This window comes from Pseudomonas sp. GW101-3H06, from assembly GCF_059424605.1.
Window position 1 is genome coordinate 928053 of record NZ_JBWKZO010000001.1, and the last position, 21363, is coordinate 949415.

Annotated in this window: 17 protein-coding genes; 15 read left to right on the top strand and 2 right to left on the bottom strand. The window is 59.6% G+C overall.

Going from position 1 to position 21363, the window contains the following annotated elements; all coding sequences use genetic code 11:
• Positions 1-31: 31 nt before the first annotated feature.
• Positions 32-703: a lipopolysaccharide core heptose(II)-phosphate phosphatase PmrG gene (gene pmrG / locus AC07ZE_RS04205; RefSeq protein ID WP_207261599.1), complete on the top strand. Its 672-nt coding sequence runs from the start codon at positions 32-34 to the stop codon at positions 701-703.
• Positions 704-729: 26 nt separating this feature from the next.
• Positions 730-1581, top strand: coding sequence for a phosphatase PAP2 family protein (locus AC07ZE_RS04210; protein WP_207261601.1), 852 nt, complete (start codon positions 730-732; stop codon positions 1579-1581).
• Here the strand turns inward: AC07ZE_RS04210 and rimJ are convergent.
• Complete coding sequence (gene rimJ / locus AC07ZE_RS04215) at positions 1578-2165, bottom strand: ribosomal protein S5-alanine N-acetyltransferase (RefSeq protein WP_207261603.1); 588 nt, start codon at positions 2163-2165, stop codon at positions 1578-1580. The two genes, AC07ZE_RS04210 and rimJ, sit on opposite strands and share 4 nt — an antisense overlap.
• A 360-nt stretch (positions 2166-2525) precedes the next feature.
• Between rimJ and AC07ZE_RS04220 the strand changes: the two genes are divergently transcribed.
• From AC07ZE_RS04220 to AC07ZE_RS04230, 3 genes are all read left to right on the top strand, one after another.
• The gene (locus AC07ZE_RS04220; protein WP_207261605.1) at positions 2526-3650 is read left to right on the top strand and encodes a M50 family metallopeptidase; all 1125 of its coding nucleotides are present in this window, start codon (positions 2526-2528) and stop codon (positions 3648-3650) included.
• Between the two features lie 114 nt (positions 3651-3764).
• Positions 3765-4304 carry a type IV toxin-antitoxin system AbiEi family antitoxin gene (abiEi, locus tag AC07ZE_RS04225; RefSeq protein WP_259332003.1) on the top strand — a complete coding sequence of 180 codons (540 nt, stop codon included), beginning with the start codon at positions 3765-3767 and terminating at the stop codon, positions 4302-4304.
• Complete coding sequence (locus AC07ZE_RS04230; protein ID WP_207261609.1) at positions 4291-5193, top strand: nucleotidyl transferase AbiEii/AbiGii toxin family protein; 903 nt, start codon at positions 4291-4293, stop codon at positions 5191-5193. Before abiEi ends, AC07ZE_RS04230 begins: the two co-directional genes overlap by 14 nt.
• Before the next feature lie 88 nt (positions 5194-5281).
• Here AC07ZE_RS04230 and AC07ZE_RS04235 read toward each other — a convergent pair whose 3' ends face one another.
• A complete protein-coding gene (locus AC07ZE_RS04235; RefSeq protein ID WP_207267758.1) occupies positions 5282-5725 on the bottom strand; it encodes a cysteine hydrolase family protein in 444 nt (147 codons plus the stop codon).
• A gap of 284 nt (positions 5726-6009) precedes the next feature.
• Here AC07ZE_RS04235 and AC07ZE_RS04240 point away from each other — a divergent pair, with 284 nt between their 5' ends.
• From AC07ZE_RS04240 to AC07ZE_RS04285, 10 genes are all read left to right on the top strand, one after another.
• The gene (locus AC07ZE_RS04240) at positions 6010-6942 is read left to right on the top strand and encodes an NAD-dependent epimerase/dehydratase family protein (RefSeq protein ID WP_207261612.1); all 933 of its coding nucleotides are present in this window, start codon (positions 6010-6012) and stop codon (positions 6940-6942) included.
• 60 nt (positions 6943-7002) lie between these two features.
• Positions 7003-9816, top strand: coding sequence for a bifunctional glycoside hydrolase/polysaccharide deacetylase family protein (locus AC07ZE_RS04245; protein WP_207261614.1), 2814 nt, complete (start codon positions 7003-7005; stop codon positions 9814-9816).
• On the top strand, positions 9794-13432 hold the full coding sequence (locus AC07ZE_RS04250) for a tetratricopeptide repeat protein (protein WP_207261617.1): 3639 nt from the start codon (positions 9794-9796) through the stop codon (positions 13430-13432). The genes AC07ZE_RS04245 and AC07ZE_RS04250 overlap by 23 nt, the downstream gene beginning before the upstream one ends.
• Before the next feature lie 28 nt (positions 13433-13460).
• Positions 13461-13979, top strand: a complete 519-nt coding sequence (locus AC07ZE_RS04255) for a penicillin-binding protein activator LpoB (RefSeq protein WP_095194028.1) — start codon at positions 13461-13463, stop codon at positions 13977-13979.
• A gap of 5 nt (positions 13980-13984) precedes the next feature.
• Complete coding sequence (locus tag AC07ZE_RS04260) at positions 13985-15349, top strand: PelD GGDEF domain-containing protein (protein ID WP_259331927.1); 1365 nt, start codon at positions 13985-13987, stop codon at positions 15347-15349.
• Positions 15327-16316: a HEAT repeat domain-containing protein gene (locus tag AC07ZE_RS04265; RefSeq protein WP_207261618.1), complete on the top strand. Its 990-nt coding sequence runs from the start codon at positions 15327-15329 to the stop codon at positions 16314-16316. Before AC07ZE_RS04260 ends, AC07ZE_RS04265 begins: the two co-directional genes overlap by 23 nt.
• On the top strand, positions 16313-17827 hold the full coding sequence (pelF, locus tag AC07ZE_RS04270; RefSeq protein ID WP_207261619.1) for a GT4 family glycosyltransferase PelF: 1515 nt from the start codon (positions 16313-16315) through the stop codon (positions 17825-17827). The genes AC07ZE_RS04265 and pelF overlap by 4 nt, the downstream gene beginning before the upstream one ends.
• A complete protein-coding gene (gene pelG / locus AC07ZE_RS04275; protein ID WP_207261628.1) occupies positions 17828-19198 on the top strand; it encodes an exopolysaccharide Pel transporter PelG in 1371 nt (456 codons plus the stop codon).
• 338 nt (positions 19199-19536) lie between these two features.
• Positions 19537-20487: an enoyl-CoA hydratase/isomerase family protein gene (locus AC07ZE_RS04280; RefSeq protein ID WP_137806022.1), complete on the top strand. Its 951-nt coding sequence runs from the start codon at positions 19537-19539 to the stop codon at positions 20485-20487.
• A gap of 140 nt (positions 20488-20627) precedes the next feature.
• The gene (locus AC07ZE_RS04285) at positions 20628-21347 is read left to right on the top strand and encodes a hypothetical protein (protein WP_207261630.1); all 720 of its coding nucleotides are present in this window, start codon (positions 20628-20630) and stop codon (positions 21345-21347) included.
• Positions 21348-21363: the final 16 nt, after the last annotated feature.

Genomic DNA, 21363 nt, shown 5'->3' on the forward strand with positions numbered 1-21363 from the left:
GAAGTGATGCATGCCGGCGAGGCGGCTAGATGTGGAATTGAGACTGAATCTGTTTGGAGTAAGCCGCTCGATTGATCCGGGCGGCTTGGCCCGCTATCGCAATGCCGCCGTGGTGCTGGCCTCGGCGCTGCTGGTCATCCCCTTGACTCTGTTTTTGCTGCGACCAACCGCCATCCCTGACCTGGCCCATGACAATGTCGCCGGTGTCCGGGCGCTGCAAGCGGGCTGGGCAAAAGGCGACATGATCGTGCTCGTGCGCCATGTCGAGCGCTGTGACCACTCACGCGCCCCTTGCCTGAGCGGCAACGACGGGATCACCGAGCGTTCGCGCAGTGTGGCGGTGGCCGTCGGCGCGCAATTCGAGCAGTTGGGGCTGGACAAGGCTGACATCTTCAACAGCCCGATGAGGCGCACGGTGCAAACCGCCGGCTACATGTTCAACAAGGTCGGTAGCCATGATGATTGGTTGATCAATTGCAAGGGCACCATGCTACGCGATGCCCTGGCGCACAAACTCGTCGGACGCAACCTGATCCTGGTGACCCACAGCGAATGCATGGCACAACTGGAGAAGGACTTGAAGTTACCGAACCCGACCCTGGGTTATGGCGCTTCGCTGTTTGTCTCTGCCGACATGCTCCACACGCCGCGCATGCTCGGCTACATCGAAGCCTCGGACTGGCGCTCGGTAACCACCCAATGAATTCATCCTCTGGATCGGAAAACACGATGCCGACTTCCTCACGCGCCCGTTTCTACGGGTTGAACCTGGGTATTCCGCTGGTTTGTGCGGCCTTGGTGTTCCTGGTGTTTGACCTGACCAGAATCGATATCGCCTTCAACGATCTATTTTATGATCCCGTGACGCAGACCTTCCCGCTCGACCACGTGCACCTGTTCGAAAAAATCACCCATAAATGGGCGCGGATCATTCCGAACTGGACCGGTGAGTTGGCGATCATGGGGACCTTGCTGTCGTTTCTCTGGCCGATTTTAAAGGCCGGAAGGCATTCGAAGCTTTTCGCGTTCCTGGAAAAGATCAAAGTCGCGCCTGCGCTGAGGTTTGCCAGCAAACATCGCCGTGATTTTCTCTACGTGGTTTTTGCGTTTGCCATCAGTACCGGGCTGATCCACTACCTCAAAGGCCACACCAGCGTGTATTGCCCGATTGAAACGACGCAATACGGCGGCAAGATCGAGCACAAGGAGTGGTTCGAGAATTTCGATTTACTGAAGGTAGCCGGCGAGGGCCGATGCTGGCCGGGTGGGCATGCGTCCGGGGGCTTTACCATGCTGGCGCTGTATTTTGTCGCGCGACGTTATCGCTGGCGTTATTCCAAAGCGCTGATGTATGGCTCGTTGGGGCTGGGTTTCGTGTATGGCACAACGCGGGTGCTGCAAGGTTGGCACTACATGTCCCACACCTTCTGGGCCGGGATCGTTGTGTGGTTGGCCTGTTTGCTGACGGCGCTGGCGTTTTATGGGCGGGCGCGGCTGGAGAGGCCGGTGCTGCGCAAGGTTGAAGAGCCGGCTCCGGGCGGCGTTCCGACGAAGAACGATAACGCGGTGTGGGCGCGTTAACCCAAACGCCGCGACCATTGCCGATCCGGATCCTCCCAAACCCTGCTGACCAACGCCGTCAACACATGATCCTGCCAGCGCCCGGCAATGTTCAGATAGTCCCTGGCATACCCTTCACGCTCGAATCCCAGCCGTTCCAGCAACCGCGCACTGCGTTCATTGCCGGGAATGTAGTTGGCCATGATCCGGTGCAGGTTCATGGTTTCGAACATATAGCCGATGCCCGCTTCGAGTGCTTCGCGCATCAACCCCTGACCCTGTCGGGACTCGCAAATGTGGTAGCCCAGATAGCACGCCTGAAACGCCCCGCGAACGATGCCGCTGAAATTGCACGCACCGATCATTTGCTCGCTGTCGCGATCCAGCACGGCGAAATGCACTGCATACCCTTCATCGAAGGCCATGGCCTGTTGCGCCAGGCGCGAACGGATTCTTTCCGGGCTGTGGTAATCGTCCGCTCGAACCGGTGACCAAGGCGCGAGGTGTGCGTGGTTACGTCGATAGAAATCGCTTTCCAGCGCCGCCTGGCTGGGGCTCAGGATCGCCAGTGTCACGCGTTTGCAGGGCAGGGAGAGGATCGTCATCTGGCGCTCCAATGGGGGAATGACGACCAATCTACAGGCAAAAAAAAGCCCGCGGGAGGGCGGGCAAACCGTAGTTTCTTGAATGAGCGAGGGAAATGTACAGGGTGTGGCATTAAGGTGGGGTGAAGAAAAGTTCATGTGCCGGTCAATGGGGGGCATCCATTGCGAGGTACACGCGCGAATCGAAACTCAGCCAGCGCCAGAAGTTGTACTTGCAATGGGTCATCACGCTTCGCGGTTTTTCTGTAGGACTTTCCCTTCGCGTCTCCTACCTCGTTCCTACGCAGTTTGGCGGTTGAGGCTGGAGGTCATCACCACCTAAAGTCGCAGGCCTATCTCGGTCACTGCGGCAAGCATTCAATGATGGGCAACAAATGGGTAATGAGCTTGCTTAAACTGCTTTCGCTATCGCAGACGATAGTGTCCGTAAGTGGAGTGCTGGCGACTGCCTTCATCCTCGGCATTGGCATCGATTCGGACTTTGCTCCCCTTTGGGCGACGGTCTTGACCGTTGTATTGATCATCCTGAGTACTTGCATCCATGAAGGCGGCCACTATCTGGGGGCGAAGTGGAGTCACATGACTGTACTGGCAGTGCGGGTTGCAGCGGTAGAACTGCTCCCGCTACGGCGTGGTTGGCGTATGCGATGGTCGCCTCAGCCGAAACGATCAAAATTGGGTGGCTATATCATGGCCGCGGCTGACCCTCGCCTGCCTATGAGTCGGCAATTCATCGTCATGATTGTAATGGGGCCGCTGGCAAACCTGGTCGTCGGGTGCCTTTGCATCGGTGTTGGCTTTTCGTCACAGGAAACGATGCGAATGTTCATGTTGGCTCTCGGTGTCAGCAACATTGCAATGGGGGTTTCCAATCTGATTCCGACTTACTTGGGTGGCAGCAGTGACGGTGCTGGACTGATCGCATGGTGTCTGGTCAAGGAGGAGCAGATTCCGATGCTTGCGAATGCGCGGTTGTTGGCACTTTCTGTTGCCGGGACACCCAGTGAAGAGTTACCAGATGACGACATCGCGTTGCTCACGTCTGAGCCGATGCCTGCACCATTGCTTGCTATCTGGTACCGCTTGAATGCTCTGCAAAGTCAGGGAGATTGGCATGCTGCCACACAGCAGGGCCATGATTTGCAAACCCTGCTGGAGGCGTCGTCGCACAATCTGGGGTCACTGGCACTGTTGATCTCGATCTTGCAAATTGAGTTGGGTTTCTCCAAGGCCATGCTTTTAAGGTGCACGGGAGAGCTGCGAGACGATTTGTTGAGTGATGAAGTCGACTGGTGTTGTCCTTCACTTCGGCCCCGCTGTCTCGCATTTCGGGAATTCGTTGCAGGGAATGCTGTGGCGGCCGAAAAACACCTTGAACGGTCATTGAGTCAGGCACGCAATTCTCCGAACCTTTCCTTGAGCAAAAGTGAGACTAGATTGGCGTCCCATATTCGAGAGCTCGGTAAGGGCGAGCTTGATCGCTGATGAGTAGGACGGTAATACAGTTCGCTTTTCGATTGACTCAACAGTAAGTTACATTAATTGAAACCTTCTGTTGAGTGTTTGGTCATGCATACGTCCTCAAAGTCGAATCAACCGATGGGAAGACTCCTCCGGAAACTGACTCATTTGGCCAGCGACGAACGCTATCTGTTTACACCAGACGATCTCAGGGCATTGGTGCCAGATCTGTCCGAGGGGGCCTATAAAACCTTATTGAGCCGAATAGCTTCCGAAGGATATCTGACGCGAGTGTGTCGAGGTCTTTATCTGTTTGAAGGGATGCAAGCCTCCAGCGGATTGGTGCTCTTTCATGCCGCCGCCAGATTACGTGCGATGCAGTTCAACTACATCAGTCTTGAAACGGCATTGAGTGATTGCGGCGTTATTTCGCAGATCCCTATCAACTGGATCACGCTGATGTCATCCGGACGTAGCAACACCATTTCATGCGGTCGCTGGGGCACGATCGAATTCATACACACTCGCCAGAAAGCCCAGGATTTGGTCGGACAGCTCCACTATGACGCACGTTGTCGACTGTGGCGTGCAGCACCACAACAGGCATTGCGAGACATGAGGATCGCAAAACGAAACATGGATTTGATCGATTGGAGCGTTGTCGATGAGCTTGTTTGATGAGCTGGTGAATGAGGCGCTGAAAAACAGGCAAGATCTGGCGTCATTGCGAGTCGTTGTGGAAAAGGAGCTATTGCACCATGACATCATGCTGGCGCTGAGTTCGGCTGGCATGCTCGCCCGGCTGACCTTTATTGGCGGTACCTGCTTGCGTGCCTGCTATGGTTCCAACCGTTTGAGCGAGGACCTGGATTTTACCGGTGGCGCGGATTTCAATCGCGACAACCTGACTGAACTTGCCCATGTGTTGGTCAGCACACTGAAAATCAAATACGGGCTTGAGGTCGAGGTCAGCGAACCTGTTCGTGAAACAGGAAATGTCGACACTTGGAAGCTGAAGGTGCAAACCCGGCCAGGTCGTAGAGATCTTCCACCTCAGCGTATCAATATCGATGTGTGTGCAATTCCAAGCTACCAGCCCCAGCCAATGCTTCTACTCAACCCTTATGGGGTAGAAATGGGTACAAGCGGCCTGATCCTCCAGGCTCAAACCCGAGAGGAAATCTACGTGGACAAAATCGTGGCTTTTGCGTTGCGCCCTAACCGAATCAAGAATCGTGATCTCTGGGATATGGTTTGGTTGCGTCAACAAGGGACCACGCCGAAACTTGAACTGATTACAAAAAAACTGGGTGATCACCACAGCGACCAGAGTGAGTTCTTGAGCCTGTTCAAGGAGCGTTCCATGTTGCTGGATGCTGATCCGAAAATCGTTGTCGACTTTCGAAAGGAAATGAGCCGATTCCTCCCGCGTGAGTTAGTGACACAGACCGTTAATGATCCGGATTTCTGGACGTTTTTAGTGGCTCATATACGAGCGTTGTTCGTGCTTACCGAGAACTCATTGAAAGGCGTTCAGCGTGTGCCAGGTGCAGATTTCAAGATGTAACGTGAAAAGATAGGGGAACTGCCCAACTCACGCTTCTACATTGAACACTGCCTCTGCACTTATCTTGAGTTATCCAACCGCATTCTGATCAAAGCCGGTTTGATGTCACCACCGCCCCAAAATGATGCTCCCAAAGCCGCACCCCCAACCCTCCCGACCGATCCAGTGACGACCCCACCGTCAAATCGGTGATCAGCGTCGGCTGCAACCCCGCATCGAACAGTGCAAACCCGGCCGCCAGGCAGCAGGTTTCGGTTTGCAGGCCGCACACCAGGACTCGATCCACGTTCAGGCTTTTCAGGTACTCGATCGTTTCAGGCGTTGGCGCGTAGCCGTGCTTGATGAAGATACGGTCGGCTTCAATCAGGCTGTCGTCATCCGCGGCGGGGTGCCAGCCGAGTTGTTTCTGGAACGGCGTTTTCGCTTCGTCGTGGCGTTCGACGGTGGCGACGCTGGGCAGTGTGCCAACGAGCGCGCGAATGCCCTCGATGAGCCATTGTGGCGGGGCGAAGCTGGGTTGTACGTCGATGATAAGTAAGGCTTGGGCATGTGAAACTCCGGTTGGATCCGATTAATGCCGTCAAAAAAATGGCTTTATTTTGACTCTTCACGCCGTTCGGCGACGAAATAGACAACCTATTGACAGTGCTCGTCCGATCTCCCATTATCGGCCGCGTTTTGATGGCCTACCGCCATAAAACTGCCGGTTATGACCGGGTGGTTTTACGCGTTTTACATTCGTATACGATTAAACCAGCACCACCGTTAGCGGACATCCAACACTAGTATCCGCTTGAATCTTCAGGAAGAAATTTCATGTTCGTTGAGCGAGTACTGGTCACTGGCGGGGCGGGATTTATCGGGTCGCATCTTGTAGAAGCGTTGCTGGCCAAGGGATACAAGGTTCGCGTACTGGATAACCTGTCCACGGGCAAAGTCAGTAATTTGCCGATGGATAATGCCAATTTGAACCTGGTCATCGGTGATGTTGCCGACAGTGCCGCCGTAATGCAGGCGATGCGCGATTGCAGTGCCGTCATCCATTTGGCGGCTGTGGCGTCGGTGCAAGCATCGGTGGATGATCCGGTAGGCACCCACCAAAGCAACTTCGTTGGCACTCTCAACGTCTGTGAAAGCATGTTGAAAGCCGGGATCAAACGGGTGGTGTTCGCCTCCAGCGCCGCCATTTATGGCAACAATGGCGAAGGTTCGGCCATCGACGAAGAAACCCCCAAGTCGCCGCTCACGCCGTATGCCAGCGACAAACTGGCCAGTGAGCATTACCTGGATTTCTATCGCCGGGAACATGGCCTGGAACCCGTGATTCTGCGCTTCTTCAATATCTTTGGTCCGCGCCAGGATCCGTCTTCGCCGTATTCCGGTGTGATCAGCATTTTCACCGAGCGGGCGCTGAACAAGCAGCCGGTGTCGATTTTTGGCGATGGCGAGCAGACCCGCGATTTCGTCTATGTCCAGGACTTGGTGCGCATTTTGCTGCAGGCCGTGGAAACGAAGGAGCCGCGTCCTGGGGCCGTCAACATCGGACTCAGCCGTTCCACCAGCCTCAACGATTTGATCGCTGAACTGGGAAGTGCCACCGGCAACCCGTTGACGGTGAATTATCAGGCGCCACGCCAGGGCGACATTCGCCACTCGCGCGCCAACAACGACCGTCTGCTTGAGCGCTTCAATCTCCCCGAACCGACTTCCATCGGCAAGGGGCTGGCGCAACTCATCCGCAGTCTGTAACCCGGCCGGTTTATCGTTCCGGGTTCAGTGGTACTGGTTCAGTCAATTCAAGAGTGAGTTATGGAAATCGTTTTTCGCAGGACGCGTGTCCGCTCGGTCGCCAAGCGACTGTTAGCCGCTCTGGCATTGTGCGTGAGCGGGCCCGCCGTACAGGCCGCCGTATTGACGCCACCCTCCAGCGTGACCTTCTGGTATGCCGACGAACCGCCCATTTCCGAGCTGGCCCAGTTCGACTGGTCAGTGGTCGAGCCGGGGCATTTGACGGCGGGCGATGTCAAAGCCCTGCGCAAGCTGGGCAGCCAGCCGTTCGCTTATCTGTCGGTTGGCGAGTTCAGCGGCAACAAGGCGGCCATCGACAAGGCGGGCCTGGGTAAAGCCGTCAGCCCGGTGCGCAACAGCGCCTGGGACAGCCAGGTCATGGACCTCGCCTCGCCAGCCTGGCGTGAGCATTTGCTCGGCCGCGCCAAGGCGTTCGAGGCTCAAGGTTACGCCGGGTTGTTCCTCGACACCCTCGACAGCTTCCAGCTGATGCCGGAAGGCGAGCGGGAAAAGCAACGCCTGGCCCTCGCCAGTTTCCTGCGCGAATTGCACAAGAGCCAGCCGAACCTGAAGCTGTTTTTCAACCGTGGTTTCGAAGTGCTGCCGGAACTCGATGGCGTGGCCGCCGCGGTTGCCGTGGAATCCATCCACGCCGGGTGGGATGCATCCGCCAAGCGTTATCGTCCGGTGCCGGAAGCGGATCGCCAGTGGCTGGAAACCCAGCTGCAACCCCTGCGCGCCAAAGGTATCCCGCTGGTGGCAATCGACTACTTGCCGCCCGAGCGTCGCGATGAAGCGCGCAAGCTGGCCAAGCGTCTGCGCGAAGAAGGATTCATTCCGTACATCGGCACGCCCGATCTGGATTCGATGGGCATCAGCAGCATCGAAGTCCAGCCGCGTCGAGTCGCCCTGGTCTACGACCCGCGTGAAGGCGACCTGATCCGCAACGCCGGGCACACGTTGCTCGGCGGCCTGCTCGAATACCTGGGATATCGCGTGGATTACCTGGCCGCCGACGATACGTTGCCGGAGCACCGCTTCAGCGGTTTGTACGCGGGGATTATTACCTGGATGACCAGCGGCCCGCCGCAGGACGCGACGGCGTTCAATCGCTGGTTGGGCAAGCGTCTGGACGAACAAGTGCCGCTGGTATTTTTCGCCGGCCTGCCAGTTGAAGACAAAGTGCTGCTCAAGCGTCTGGGGCTCAATCGCGGAGCGCCGCCTGCCACGCAGCCGTTGACGATCACCTATCAGGACAAGGCGCTGCTTGGGGCGTTCGAAGCACCGGTGCAACCCCGATCCCGTGACCTGACTGCAGTTTCCGTTTTACCCGACGGCCCTAAACCCGCATTGCTGTTGACTGGCGAAGGCGGCCAAACGTTTGCCCCGGTGGCTGTCGCCAGTTGGGGCGGCCTGGCCCTGGCGCCTTATATCCTGGAAACCAACAACGAACGCAGCCGTTGGATTCTCGATCCGTTCGCGTTCCTCCAGGCAAGCCTGCGTTTGCCGCTGCAACCGCGCCCGGACACCACCACGGAAAATGGTCGGCGCATTGCCACGGTGCACATCGATGGCGATGGTTTCCCGTCGCGCGCCGAAGTGCGCGGCACACCCTACGCGGGCAAACAGGTGCTCGACGATTTCATTGAGCCCAACCCGTTCCTGACCTCGGTGTCGATCGTCGAGGGTGAGATTTCCCCGCGGGGGATGTTTCCGTTTCTGGCCCGGGAATTGGAGCCCATCGCCCGCGAGTTGTTCGCCAACCCGAAAGTCGAAGTCGCCACGCACACCTTCAGCCATCCGTTTTTCATGCAGCCGGAAGTGGCGCAGAAACGCGAAGGCTTCAACCCGGAATATGGTTTGAAAATGGCCATACCGGGTTACGACAAGCTGGATTTCCGTCGCGAGGTATTTGGCTCGCGTGATTACATCAACCAGCAACTGACCTCCCCGGAAAAACCGGTGAAGCTGATTTTCTGGCCGGGCGATGCCTTGCCATCGGCGGCCACGATCAAGCTGGCCTATGACGCAGGCCTGAAAAACGTCAACGGTGCCGAAACCATGCTGACCAAGGCCAACCCCTCGCTGACCGGCCTGAACCCGTTGCTGCGGCCTACCGCCGGCGGTTTGCAGTACTACGCGCCGATTATCAACGAGAACCTCTACACCAACCTGTGGAAAGGTCCGTACTACGGTTTTCGCGATGTGATCGACACCTTCGAACTGACCGACAGCCCGCGCCGCTTGCGTGGCCTGCACCTCTATTACCACTTCTATTCGAGCACCAAGCAGGCCTCGATCAAGGCGATGAACGAGATCTACGGCTACATGCGTGAGCAGCAGCCGATGTCGTTGTGGATGAGCGATTACCTCGATCGCCTGCACGGCCTGTATCAAGCCAGCCTGGCGCGGACCGCCGATGGCAACTGGCAGATTCGCGGCATGGATGCGTTGCGCACCGTGCGCCTGGACCCGCAAATGGGCTGGCCGGATCTGCTGCGTTCCCAAGGTGTCGCCGGCGTCCGTGATTTGCCCCAGGGGCGTTACGTGCACTTGAGCAGCGACCAGGCGTTGCTGGTGTTGCGCACGGATCGTGACCCACGCCCGGCCCTGGAAGAAGCCAATTTGCCGTTACTGGAGTGGCGCTATCTGGATGACAAACGCGTGAGCTTTTCCTTTGCCGGTCAGATCGACCTGAGCTTCTCGGTCCGCTCGGCGAGCGCTTGCCGGGTCGAAGTGGAGGGGCAGCGTTTTGCCGGCAGGGCGTCCGGCGGTCTGTGGACTTTTCAATTACCCATCAAGCAGGTGAGTCATGGTCAGCTCCTCTGCAACTAACCCTTCAGTCACTAAAAGCACGCGCCTGCTCAATCCATGGGCGTTGGCGGTGGTCGCGGTTGCCGTGGGAGGTCTGCTGTGGGCGACCTTCCAGCGTGAAGAGGTGTTCCAGCCCGATGGACGCGAGCCGGATGCGGTCTCCGCCAACTACGCCGAATTACTGCTGACCGCCCACCCGGAAGACGATCACCTGCGCCTGCAACTCATTGATCTGTTAATCCGCCTGGGTGAATACCCCAAGGCGCGCCAGCACCTGGAAAACTGGCCCAAGCCGAACCTGCAATTGCAGGCGTATTACCGGCTGGAGCTGGATGCGCTGGAAGCGGCCAAGGGCAGCGATCTGATGACGCAACAGGCCTTGGTCGAGCGGCTGAAAAGCTTCGATCATCGTATGTTGCCGCTGCCGCAACTGCAGAACCTGGCCAGGCTCGCGCTGACCTTGCAGGCGCCGGCCTTTGCCGCCAACGTCTATGAAGAAATCGCCGTCCGCGATCCGCAGCAACGTAGCGATGCGCTCGAATCCGCCGCCAAGTGGTACCTGGCGGGCGAGCAGCCGGCGCGCGCCGCGCAGATCTATCTGGAACTGAAAAAGGACACCGAGCAGGCCGCCGAGCGCCGTGAATACGCGCAGCTGGCCTATAACAGTCTGTTGGCCTCCGGGCAGGGTGACCAGGCTGCGCAGGTGCTCGCCGATGAAATCGATCAGTTGATCAATCCGCAAACCGACACGGCCTGGGTGCAGCAGGGCGTCGATGTGGCGATCGCGAGCAAGCGCTTCGATCTGGCGCAGCGCTTCCTGCAACAGTGGCGCGTCTTGCAGCCGGATGACCCGCAAATCCTGCAGAAAGATTTCAGCATGCGCCTGGCCTTGGGCGACTTGCCGGGTGCCTGGGAAAGCGGTCAGCAATTGCTGGCTGAATATCCCGAAGATCTGCCCTTGCTGGAACAGATGGCGCAGCTGGGCGAGTGGCGCGGTGAAACCGAAGCGGCGCTCGGTTACTGGATTCGTCTGCTGAAGTTGCGTGAAACCGCGCAGACCCGCGAGCACGCCTGGCGCCTGGCCAGTCAGCAGTTCGACTTCGATCGCTCGATTCCGTTGCTCGCCGAGATCATGGAGCAACGCACACTGACCGACGTCGAACTCGATGCATTGATCTACGGCCACGAATCCCGTGGCACGCCGGAACAGGCCGAAGCCTGGCTGCACACGTATTTGCGCAAGTACCCCCAGCATCGCCTGGCCTGGACGCGCCTGCTGCAAAACCTGGAAAACACCGGGCAGTACGCGGCGAAGGCCAAGGTCTACAAGGACTATTCGAAACGTTTTGCCTTGACCACCACCGAGCGGGTCGATTGGGTCGACACCTACCTCAAGTTGTTCGATAACCCGTCGGCATGGCAGGTGTTGCAGGTCGATAACCGCAAGATCGTCGATCCGAACTACTGGCGCTCCCGGGCTGCACTGGCCTGGGACCTGGAGCTGGACGATGAACTGCAGGTGTCACTGGAGAAAATGCTGGCGCTCAAGGGCTCGCTCAACAGCGGCGACGAGAGTCAGTTGATCACGCTTTATCGCACCAGTAACCCGCAGCGCGCCCTGCAGCTGATGATCGGCAGCTGGCAACGCAGCCATGATCAACAACGTCTGGTCGAAGCCTTGCAGCAAGCCCAGGAATTGCAGGACTGGTCGCAGGTGCAAGCACTGCTCAAGGACGCCGAGCAATACCCGGATGCCTACGGCCAGGCTCAAGTGCTGGCGGTGCGTGGTGCCCTGGCGGTGCAGGACGGCCGGATCGACGAAGCGCAGCGCCTGTACCAGGAAGGCCTGACGCGCTTCCCCGATGACAATCTGTTCCGTGAGCGCCTGATGTGGCTCTACGTCGATCAAGGCAACACCGCCGAGCTCAAGCCGTTGCTGACGAAATGGAAGGCCCGGGCGCGTGAAGACCGGATCCTGTGGCTGCCGTTTGCCAGTGCCAGCCAGATGCTCGGGCGCGACAGCGAGGCGCTGGCCTGGTATCGCCTGTACCTCAAGACCAGTCCAAATGATTGGCTGGTGCAAGCGGCCTATGCCGATGCCCTGGACAGCGCCGGTTATCAGGATGCGGCCCAGCGCCTGCGCCTGAAGTTGTTGCGCAGCCCTGAAGGCGAAAACCTGCAACCGTCGTCCCAGCGCTACGGTATCTGGTTGCGTCTGATGGCCAGCAGCTACTCGCCGAAGAAAGCGCAGCAGGAAGTGTTGAAGTGGAAGGACGGCTCGCCAGCGATGCTGCAGTTGTGGTTTGAACGTTTGCTGGCGCGTCTGGACGCGACCAACCAGGAATCGCAGAAAGACCAGTGGCTGCAGTGGGCTCGCGGTCAGGGCTTGAAAGTCGAGCGTTATGAGCAGATTCAGCAGGCCCTGCGCAGCCGTAACAAGGCTCAGGTCGAAGCGCTGTTGGCCAGCAGCGACCTGAACCCTGCCCAGCGCGCACAAGCCCTCAGCCGTTTGGGACGCCTGAACGAAGCCCTCGACACCAGCCTGACTGCGCTCGGCGACGATCAGCCGGAAGCGGTGCGCGAGCAATTGCGCCGTCAGGCGGTGGAGATCCACGAGCGCACGCCGCAAGGGGCGCAGTTGTCGTGGCATGAGCAGGACTTCGGCGGCCTCGAGTTCAACGCGCCGCGCCTGGAGATTGCACACAACCTGGGCGATCAGTGGTACGCCGACCTCCAATTGGAGCAGGGCGACTACAACGGCGATGAGATCGACTCCTCGAAAATCGGCGAAGAGCGCAACGCTGCCCTGACCCTGCAACGTGCGGTGGAAAACGGCAGCTATAAACTGTTCGCCGACACCAGTCAGCGCAAGGACGATGACCGCAATGGCCTGGGCCTGTCCCGGACCTGGCAGTTGGGCGTGAGCGACGAACTTGAAACCGGCGTCGACTGGCATCGCAAGAACGAAGACAGTGGCTTGATGCGCGCTTTCGGTCAGCAGGATCGTGTGTATCTGGGGGGGCGCCATAGCCTGACCGCCCGTGACCAGCTCAGTTGGGAAGTGGCTCAGCGGTCGTTTTCCACCCGGGCCGACGACGACCTGGGCAACGGCCATGCGCTGAAAATGGAGTACAACCACACGCTGGAATTCGCCGGTCCGAACTGGACCGTGCGCGGCGGTGTCGATTACCAGAAGAACCAGGTCAAGGACAAGACGCTGGATTATCTGTCCAGCAACTTTGGTGGCCCGGTCATCAGGGCGGCGCCTGTGCAGACGTTCGACCCGGATACCGGTTTGGCCGATCCGATCAATCCACTCGACATCGAGACCGTGACGGCCAGCGATTTGCTGCAAAGCCGCTATGGCCAACTGTATGTCGGCAGTTCCTGGCGTCGTGGCTTGCCCGGCGCGCTGGTACGGACCAAGCCGCAATACACCTGGCTGGTGGACCTGACGGCAGGTTGGCAATGGACGGATTCAACCTTTAACTACGGCATCAATACCGGGATCGGCGTTGAAGTGCTGGGCGATGACGAACTGGCCTTCACCTTCGGCTACCAATCCGCGCCACAAGGCGGGGACGGTAAGGCCGGCGGAACACTGGGTGTGAGCTACGGCGTGCGTTTCGGACGCTGATCATGGAATTTCCAAGGGAGAACAACGTATGCAAGCAATTCGTAATCTGAGCCTGGCGCTGGCGGTCCTGTTCGTCGCCGGTTGCGCCAGCTTCACCGACGATGCCAGCCCGACCCTGCCGCGCAATGCGCAGTGGGGCATCGTGCCGATGGTCAACTATTCGCAAACGCCGCAGGCCGGTGAACGCAGCGAGCAAATCCTGCTCAGCGTGCTCAGCAGCCACGGCCTGCAACCCCGGGTTTACCCAGCCAGCACCCGTGGTGAACAAGCGTTGATGGACGACAACGAGCGTCTGGCCGGAGCCCTTGATTGGGCCCGTGAGCAGAAGCTCGATTACGTGGTCGCCGGCAGCGTCGAAGAATGGCAGTACAAGAATGGTCTGGACGGCGAGCCGGCGGTGGGCATCAGCCTGCGCGTGCTCGATGCCGACAGCGGTCGTGTGCTGTGGAGCAAAAGCGGTGCACGTGCCGGTTGGTCCCGTGAAAGCCTGGCGGGCACTGCGCAAAAAGTGCTCGACACACTTGTTGGCGCCCTTCGGTTCGAGTGATCGCAATGAATTCTCCACACATGGATTACAGCCTGGCGCCTCGCGCCAGCGGCCCGGTGTCTTGGCTGGAAACGTTCCTGGTGACCGGCCTGGCCATTGGCCTGGGCCTGTGGCTGACCCCGGAAGACCCGATGCAGATGCACGGCGGTTTCCCCTGGCCGATTCTGGCGCCGCTGCTGTTGGGTGTGCGTTACGGATTTGTCCGCGGCCTGCTCAGCGCCGCGTTGTTGGTGATGGCGGTGTTCGCCCTGCGCTACAGCGGCCATGCCGGGTACGCACAGCTTGAGCCGTCGTGGATTGTCGGCGTGCTGGTGTGCGGGATGTTGGTGGGCGAGGTTCGCGATCTGTGGGAACGACGCCTGGAGCGTCTGCAGATGGCCAACGATTATCGCCAGTATCGTCTCGATGAATTCACCCGCGCCCATCAGATCCTGCGGGTCTCCCACGACCTGCTGGAGCAGCGCGTGGCGGGCAGCGACCAAAGCTTGCGCAGCTCGTTGCTGGGCTTGCGTGAAAAACTGCGGGTGATGCCGGACGAAGGCGATGCGCTGGGCGCATTGGCCGACCCGATCGTGGCAGTGCTGGGGCAGTATGGCGCGCTGCGGGTGGCCGGCCTTTACCGGGTCGACGATCGCGGTGAGCGGGTGTTGCCCACGCCGCTGGCCACCGTCGGTGTCATGGGCTCCCTGGACACCGAGGACGGCCTGGTCAAGCTCTGTCTGGAGCGCGGTGAGCTGGTGAGCGTGCGTCAGGAACTGCTCGAAGCCGGGGCTTCGGCGCAATTCTCGTCGTTGCAGGCGTGCATTCCGTTGATCGATGCCGAGGGGCGTTTGTTGGCGATACTGGCAGTGCGGCAGATGCCGTTCTTCGCCTTCCAGGATCGTACCTTGAGCCTGCTCGCATTGCTGGCCGGGCACATTGCCGACCTGCTGTTGCGCGATACGCAGGTGCTGCAACTGGCCGATGCCGATGCCCAGCACTTTACGCTGCAACTCAAGCGCTCGCTGGTGGACGTCGAGCAACACAAGTTGTCGGCCGGTCTGTTCGCCTTCGAAATGACCCGCGCCAACGAAGAATTGACGCGCTTGCTGGAACGCAGCCAGCGCGGTCTGGACCTGCACTTGCCGCTGCGCAACAACCGTGACCATCAGTTGTTGCTCGTGCTGTTGCCGTTGACCAGCCCGCAAGGCACCGAAGGTTACCTGGCGCGGATCAACCTGCTGTTGCACGAACACTTTGGTATTGAAAGTGATATGGACAGCCTCGGCGTGCGGGTCATGCCTTTTAACCTGGAGCCTGGTGAACACAACGGGCTGCGTAATTTCCTGTTCAACGAGTGTGGTCTGAATGATCAGCAAGTGGCTGTTTAGCGGAGCCTTTTTGCTAGAGGCAGGCAGTTGGACCAGCCTGTGGGTTGACGTGCCCGAGGCGCACCAATTGTGGGTGTTCACCCTCAGTCATGGCCTGGCCTGCGCCATGTTGTGCGGCGCGGTTTGGCTGCTGTTGCCGGCGCGTTATCGCTCGCCGCTGCCGTGGAGCCCGTTGTTCATATTCAGCCTGGCGTTTTTTGTGCCGGTGCTTGGTGCGGTGGGTGTGGTCGCGGCGATCTTCCCGGCCCTGTACCTGCCGCGCACACGCGACAAGCAGGCCTGGCAAGCGGTCGGCATTCCGAGTCTGCCGTACCGGGCACAGGTGCAATCGCGCACGCCGATCTTTGCCGATGGCGGTTTGCAGGACGTGCTGCGCCATGCGTCTGATCCAGATCAGCGCCTGGCGGCGTTGCTGGCGACCAAACGCATGCCCGGCAAGGAAGCGGTGCCGATCCTCAAACTGGCGCTGGGCGATCCGAGCGATGACGTGCGGCTGTTGGCGTACTCGATGCTCGACAAGCAGGAAAGCGACATCAACCTGCGCATCCAGATTGCCCTCGGTCAATTGCACGGTGCCCCGGCCAAGGCCGCTGGTGTGCTGCATGGCACACTGGCGCGCTGGTATTGGGAGCTGGCGTATCTGGGCCTGGCCCAGGGCAGTGTATTGGAGCACGTGCTCAATCAGGCCAGCGAACATGCCGAGCAAGGCCTGGAGGCGGGCGAGGGCGGCGAACTGTTTTTGCTGGCGGGGCGTATCGCCCTGGAGCGCGGCGATATCGACCGCGCCGAAGTGCTGCTGACCAAGGCCCAGGAAAACGGCATGGGCGCGGCGCAGATCCTGCCGTTCCACGCCGAGCTGGCGTTCGAGGCCGGTCGGTATCACGAAATTCCCGGATTGCTCGCCAGCCTTCCGGAAAAAACCCGTCAGCGACCACCCTTCGCTGATCTGGTGAGGAGTTGGACATGAGTCGCAAGGAAGAGGCGCCAATGGCCGACATCTGCCTGCTGCTCGAAGGCACCTGGCCTTACGTGCGCGGCGGTGTGTCGAGCTGGATTCACCAGATGATCCTCGGCCTGCCGGAACTGACGTTCTCGGTCATGTTCATCGGTGGGCAGCGTTCGGCCTATGGGGAGCGTCGCTACCAGGTGCCGCCGAATGTGCTGCATATCGAAGAAGTCTTCCTCGAAGACGCGACCCATCCGACCGACTCCCGGGGCACACCACGGGAAGCCGACCTGCAGCAGTTGCAGGATTTGTATCGCTTCCTGCATCACCCGGACGCGCCGGAACCTGCGCTGGGCGAAAGCCTGCTCGACAATATCGTCCAAGGGCGTCTGACCCTCGACGACGTGCTGCGCAGCCGCGCCAGTTGGGAGGCGTTGAGTGAGGGTTATCGCCTGCATTGCGCCGACCCGTCGTTCATCAACTATTTCTGGACCCTGCGCTCGATGCAATCGCCGTTGCTGATGCTCGCCGAGTCGTCGCGCCGCATGCCTCGGGCGCGGGTGCTGCATTCGATCTCCACCGGTTACGCCGGGCTGTTGGGCTGCATCCTCAAGCAACGCTGGAACTGCACCTATCTGCTCAGTGAGCATGGGATCTACACCAAGGAACGCAAAATCGACCTGGCCCAGGCCACCTGGATTGCCGAAAGCTCCGGTCAGGCGCTGAACCGCAGTCTCGACGCCGGCTCGGGTTACATCCGAACCTTGTGGGTGCGCTTCTTCGAACGCATCGGCCAACTGACCTACAACAGCGCCGACAGCATCATCTCGCTGTATGACGGCAACCGTCAGCGGCAAATCAAGGACGGCGCCGATCCGGTTCGCACCCGGGTCATTCCCAACGGCATCGACCTGCCGCAATGGACCGCGGCACTCGAATCCCGCGCGCCCGGCATTGCGCCGGTGGTGGGGTTGATCGGGCGTGTGGTGCCAATCAAGGACGTGAAGACTTTCCTGCGGGCGATGCGCGGCGTAATCAGCGCCATGCCCCAGGTTGAAGGCTGGATTGTCGGCCCGGAAGAGGAAGACCCCGAATACGTCAGCGAATGCCGCAGCCTGATGGCCAGCCTTGGGCTGGAGGGCAAGGTGCATTTCCTTGGCTTCCAGCGTATCCAGGAGATCCTGCCCAAACTGGGCCTGATGGTGCTGACTTCGATCAGCGAGGCACAGCCGCTGGTGATTCTCGAAGCCTGGGCCGCCGGTACGCCGGTGGTCAGCAGTGACGTGGGATCGTGCCGCGAGTTGATCGAAGGCGGCAGCGCTGAAGATCGCGACCTCGGCCTGGCCGGCAAAGTCGTGGCGATCGCCGATCCACAAGCCACCAGCGTGGCGATCCTGGAACTGCTGCGCAGCCCGCAACGCTGGCAGGCCGCTCAGGCCAGCGGCTTGCTGCGGGTCACCCGTTACTACACCGAAGCCTTGATGCTGCAGCGTTATCGCGACTTGTATCAAGCCGCCATGGAGAACAGTTAAATGGCCGGGATTGGCTTCGAACTTCGCAAAATCCTGTCGCGCGATTCCTACACTGCGACCTTGCACGCTTACGTGTATGCCGGGCTGATCAGCTCCGGTCCCTGGGTGTTGTCGATCATCAGCGTGATGCTGGTGGGGATCATCAGCCTGGGCCTTGTGGTGCCGAACAGTCTGGTCGGGCAGTTTCTGGTGACCGTGACGTACCTGATGGCCAGTTCGCTGATCCTCACCGGTGGCTTGCAACTGTTCTTCACCCGATTCGTTTCCGACCGTTTGTTCGAGCACAAATACGAACAGATTCTGCCCAACCTGCTGGGCGTGCTGTTGCTCGTCACCATCGGTGCCGGTGTGTTGGGAATTGTCGTGCTGAGCCTGTTGTTCGATCAGTCGTTGATCTACCGATTGCTGGTGCTGTCGAACTTCGTGGTGCTGTGCAACCTGTGGATGGTGATCATCTTCCTCTCGGGGATGAAGGCCTATAACCGTATCCTGCTGGTGATGCTGGTGGGCTACACGCTGATGGTTGTCAGTGCGTATCTGCTGGCCTTCCTGGGGATTGCAGGCTTGCTGCTGGCGTTGTTGATCGGGCACAGCACGCTGCTGTTCCTGTTTCTCTATGACATTTTGCGCGAGTACCGCGCCGAGAAGCTGATCGCCTTCGACTTCCTCCAGCGCCGCCAGGTGTTCCTCAGCCTGCTGGCCACCGGGCTCTTCTATAACCTGGGTATCTGGATCGACAAGTTCCTGTTCTGGTTCAACCCGGGTACCTCGAACATCGTCATCGGTCCGCTGCGAGCATCGATCCTGTATGACTTGCCGATCTTCCTCGCGTACCTGGCGATCATTCCCGGCATGGCGGTGTTCCTGGTGCGCATCGAAACCGATTTTGCCGAGTGGTATGACCGACTGTTCCGGGCCATCCGCGAAGGTGAAACCCTGCAGCACATCAGTTCGCTGAAAACCGAAATGACCCTGTCTATCCGTCAGGGCCTGCTGGAAATCTGCAAGGTGCAGGGGCTGACCGTGGTGCTGCTGTTTCTGTTCGCTCCGCGCTTGCTGGACTGGCTGGGAATCTCCAGTTACTACCTGCCGCTGTTCTACATCGACCTGATCGGGGTGAGTATCCAGGTGGTGTTCATGGCACTGCTCAACGTGTTTTTCTACCTCGACAAGCGTGCCGTGGTGCTGGAGCTGTGTGTGATTTTCGCGGTGTTGAACGCCGGGTTGACGCTGCTCAGCATGCACCTTGGGCCGAGCTTCTTCGGCTACGGCTTCACTCTTTCGCTGCTGGTATGTGTACTGCTGGGGCTGCATCGGTTGTCCACGGCACTGGAAGACCTCGAGTACGACACCTTCATGTTGTCACGCTAAACACCCGCAAGGCGCTGGCGACCTTCGTCGGTGCCTTCAAATGTCGGGTGTGATCTCATCCGATGACAGGTCATGTCAGCCCAATTTGCGCTGCTACGCTTGAACCGTCGGAGCTGGCGCCGAAGAGACGTGTTCCGGGCCTCCCGCTTATGTTGACCCTAGCCGATGCCTCCGATCGTGCCCGACCGCTTTGCGGCGCTGCACACACTAACGATGTGTTGACCCGCAGAGGGACCGAGCACGGCGCGTGAGTGATCACGCTCCGCGCAGCAGGCAGGCCGCAATGACTGCTCACCGGGAATCCACATGCCACCAGGCAATCCTCTGGAGAAGTTCCCATGAGATTTCAGTTACTCACGGCTGCATTGATTTTCGCCAGCACAGCGATGACGGACACAGCGCTCGCAGGCCAGACAGCCCCTTCAACCGCCGACAAGGCATCCTCCACCAGTGCGGTCAAACAGGAAATCAAGCTCACGCGGGTCACGCCCGAATACTGGCGGGTGACGTTCCACAATCCGCCGTACAACATCTATGGGCCGGAAACCATGCCGCAGTTGAACGAAGTGGTCACGGCCATCGAGTCCGATCCGAAACTGGTGGTCGTGGTATTCGACAGCGATGTGCCGGACTTCTTTTTGACCCACTATGACTTCGTGCCGCCGCTGACCGATACCACCAGTCTGCCTAACGGTCCGACCGGTCTGCCGCCGCTGCCCGACATGCTGGTGCGGCTGAGCAAGGCGCCGGTGGTCTCGATCGTGTCGATTCGTGGACGCGCCACCGGCGTCGGCAGCGAACTGGCCCTGGCCAGCGACATGCGTTTTGCCAGCCGGGAGAAAGCCATCCTGTCGCAATGGGAAATCGGCGCCGCGCTGGTACCGGGGGGCGGCCCCATGGCTCGACTGCCGCGGCTGATGGGGCGCGGGCGGGCGCTGGAAGTGTTGCTGACCGGCAACGACATCAATGGCGAACTCGCCGAGCGTTATGGTTACGTCAATCGCGCGCTGCCCGACGCCGAACTCGACAAGTTCGTCGACACGATGGCCCGACGCATCGCCCGTTTCGACAAGCAGTCGATTGCCGACATCAAGCGCCTGGTCGATGCCGCCAGCCTGCCGCCCAACGAAGCCATCGCCAGCGAGTGGGAAGGCTTCATCGGCTCGGTGCAACGGCCGGCGGCGCAGGCGCGGATCAAGCAGTTGATGGAGCTTGGCCTGCAGAAGAAAGCGGATGTCGAGAAACGCCTGGCCCACTACACCGGTATGCTGGGCGAGCCGTCGAAGTAAGATAGGTTTCGCGCCCCGGTAGGAGCGAACTCGCTCGCGATGGTCGTGAACGATGACGCGTAAAACCAGATACCCAACGGCGCCTTCAGGTTTTTCGCGAGCGAGCTCGCTTCTGCACAAAGCATTGCGGAGTACGAACGATGATCGAATTGCTGCAAAAGGTGCTCGATGCCCATGGCGGCCTGGAGCGCTGGAACCGTTTCACCACACTCAACGCCACCATCGTGACGGGGGGCGAGTTGTGGGGAATCAAGAGCGTGTCACAAGACACCGTGCCCCGGGAAATGACCGTCAGCCTGCACCAGCAACGCGCCTCGGTGACACCGTTCGGCAAACCCGACTGGCGCACGGTATTCAGGGCCGACTACATCGCCATCGAAACCACCCAGGGTGAAATCGTCCGTGAGCGTTCGAACCCGCGCGAGGCATTCGCCGGGCATGTCATGGACACCCCCTGGGACCCGTTGCATCGCGCGTACTTCAGCGGATACGCCATGTGGACGTACTTGACGACACCGTTCTTCATGGCGATGCCGGGCTTCAGCGTCAATGAAATTACGCCCTGGCAGGAAGGTCAGGAGCATTGGCGTGGACTGCGAGTGGAATTTCCGGAAGACATTGCCAGTCACAGTCGCTTTCAGGATTTTTACTTCGGTGACGATTTCCTGCTGCGCCGTCACGACTATCACGTCGACGTGGCGGGTGGATTTGCTGCTGCCCAATACGTCAGCGATTACGTTGAAGCCCAGGGTTTTCGCTTTCCTACCCGGCGTAGAGCCTACCTGCGGGACGCGGATTTGCAGCCCATGCGTGAACGCTTGATGGTGTCGATAGACTTGAGTGACTTTCGCTTGAGTTGAGGCGCGTTGGTTGGCC

What these genes read in the sequence shown, in the direction of transcription:
- AC07ZE_RS04255 (WP_095194028.1), top strand. Translation starts at nt 13,461, where the DNA reads ATGCAAGCAATTCGTAATCTGAGCCTGGCGCTGGCGGTCCTGTTCGTC.
- AC07ZE_RS04260 (WP_259331927.1), top strand. Translation starts at nt 13,985, where the DNA reads ATGAATTCTCCACACATGGATTACAGCCTGGCGCCTCGCGCCAGCGGC.
- AC07ZE_RS04210 (WP_207261601.1), top strand. Translation starts at nt 730, where the DNA reads ATGCCGACTTCCTCACGCGCCCGTTTCTACGGGTTGAACCTGGGTATT.
- AC07ZE_RS04250 (WP_207261617.1), top strand. Translation starts at nt 9,794, where the DNA reads ATGGTCAGCTCCTCTGCAACTAACCCTTCAGTCACTAAAAGCACGCGC.
- abiEi (WP_259332003.1), top strand. Translation starts at nt 3,765, where the DNA reads ATGGGAAGACTCCTCCGGAAACTGACTCATTTGGCCAGCGACGAACGC.
- AC07ZE_RS04280 (WP_137806022.1), top strand. Translation starts at nt 19,537, where the DNA reads ATGAGATTTCAGTTACTCACGGCTGCATTGATTTTCGCCAGCACAGCG.
- AC07ZE_RS04245 (WP_207261614.1), top strand. Translation starts at nt 7,003, where the DNA reads ATGGAAATCGTTTTTCGCAGGACGCGTGTCCGCTCGGTCGCCAAGCGA.
- AC07ZE_RS04230 (WP_207261609.1), top strand. Translation starts at nt 4,291, where the DNA reads ATGAGCTTGTTTGATGAGCTGGTGAATGAGGCGCTGAAAAACAGGCAA.
- pelF (WP_207261619.1), top strand. Translation starts at nt 16,313, where the DNA reads ATGAGTCGCAAGGAAGAGGCGCCAATGGCCGACATCTGCCTGCTGCTC.
- AC07ZE_RS04285 (WP_207261630.1), top strand. Translation starts at nt 20,628, where the DNA reads ATGATCGAATTGCTGCAAAAGGTGCTCGATGCCCATGGCGGCCTGGAG.
- AC07ZE_RS04265 (WP_207261618.1), top strand. Translation starts at nt 15,327, where the DNA reads ATGATCAGCAAGTGGCTGTTTAGCGGAGCCTTTTTGCTAGAGGCAGGC.
- AC07ZE_RS04240 (WP_207261612.1), top strand. Translation starts at nt 6,010, where the DNA reads ATGTTCGTTGAGCGAGTACTGGTCACTGGCGGGGCGGGATTTATCGGG.
- AC07ZE_RS04220 (WP_207261605.1), top strand. Translation starts at nt 2,526, where the DNA reads ATGATGGGCAACAAATGGGTAATGAGCTTGCTTAAACTGCTTTCGCTA.
- rimJ (WP_207261603.1), bottom strand. Translation starts at nt 2,165, where the DNA reads ATGACGATCCTCTCCCTGCCCTGCAAACGCGTGACACTGGCGATCCTG.
- pelG (WP_207261628.1), top strand. Translation starts at nt 17,828, where the DNA reads ATGGCCGGGATTGGCTTCGAACTTCGCAAAATCCTGTCGCGCGATTCC.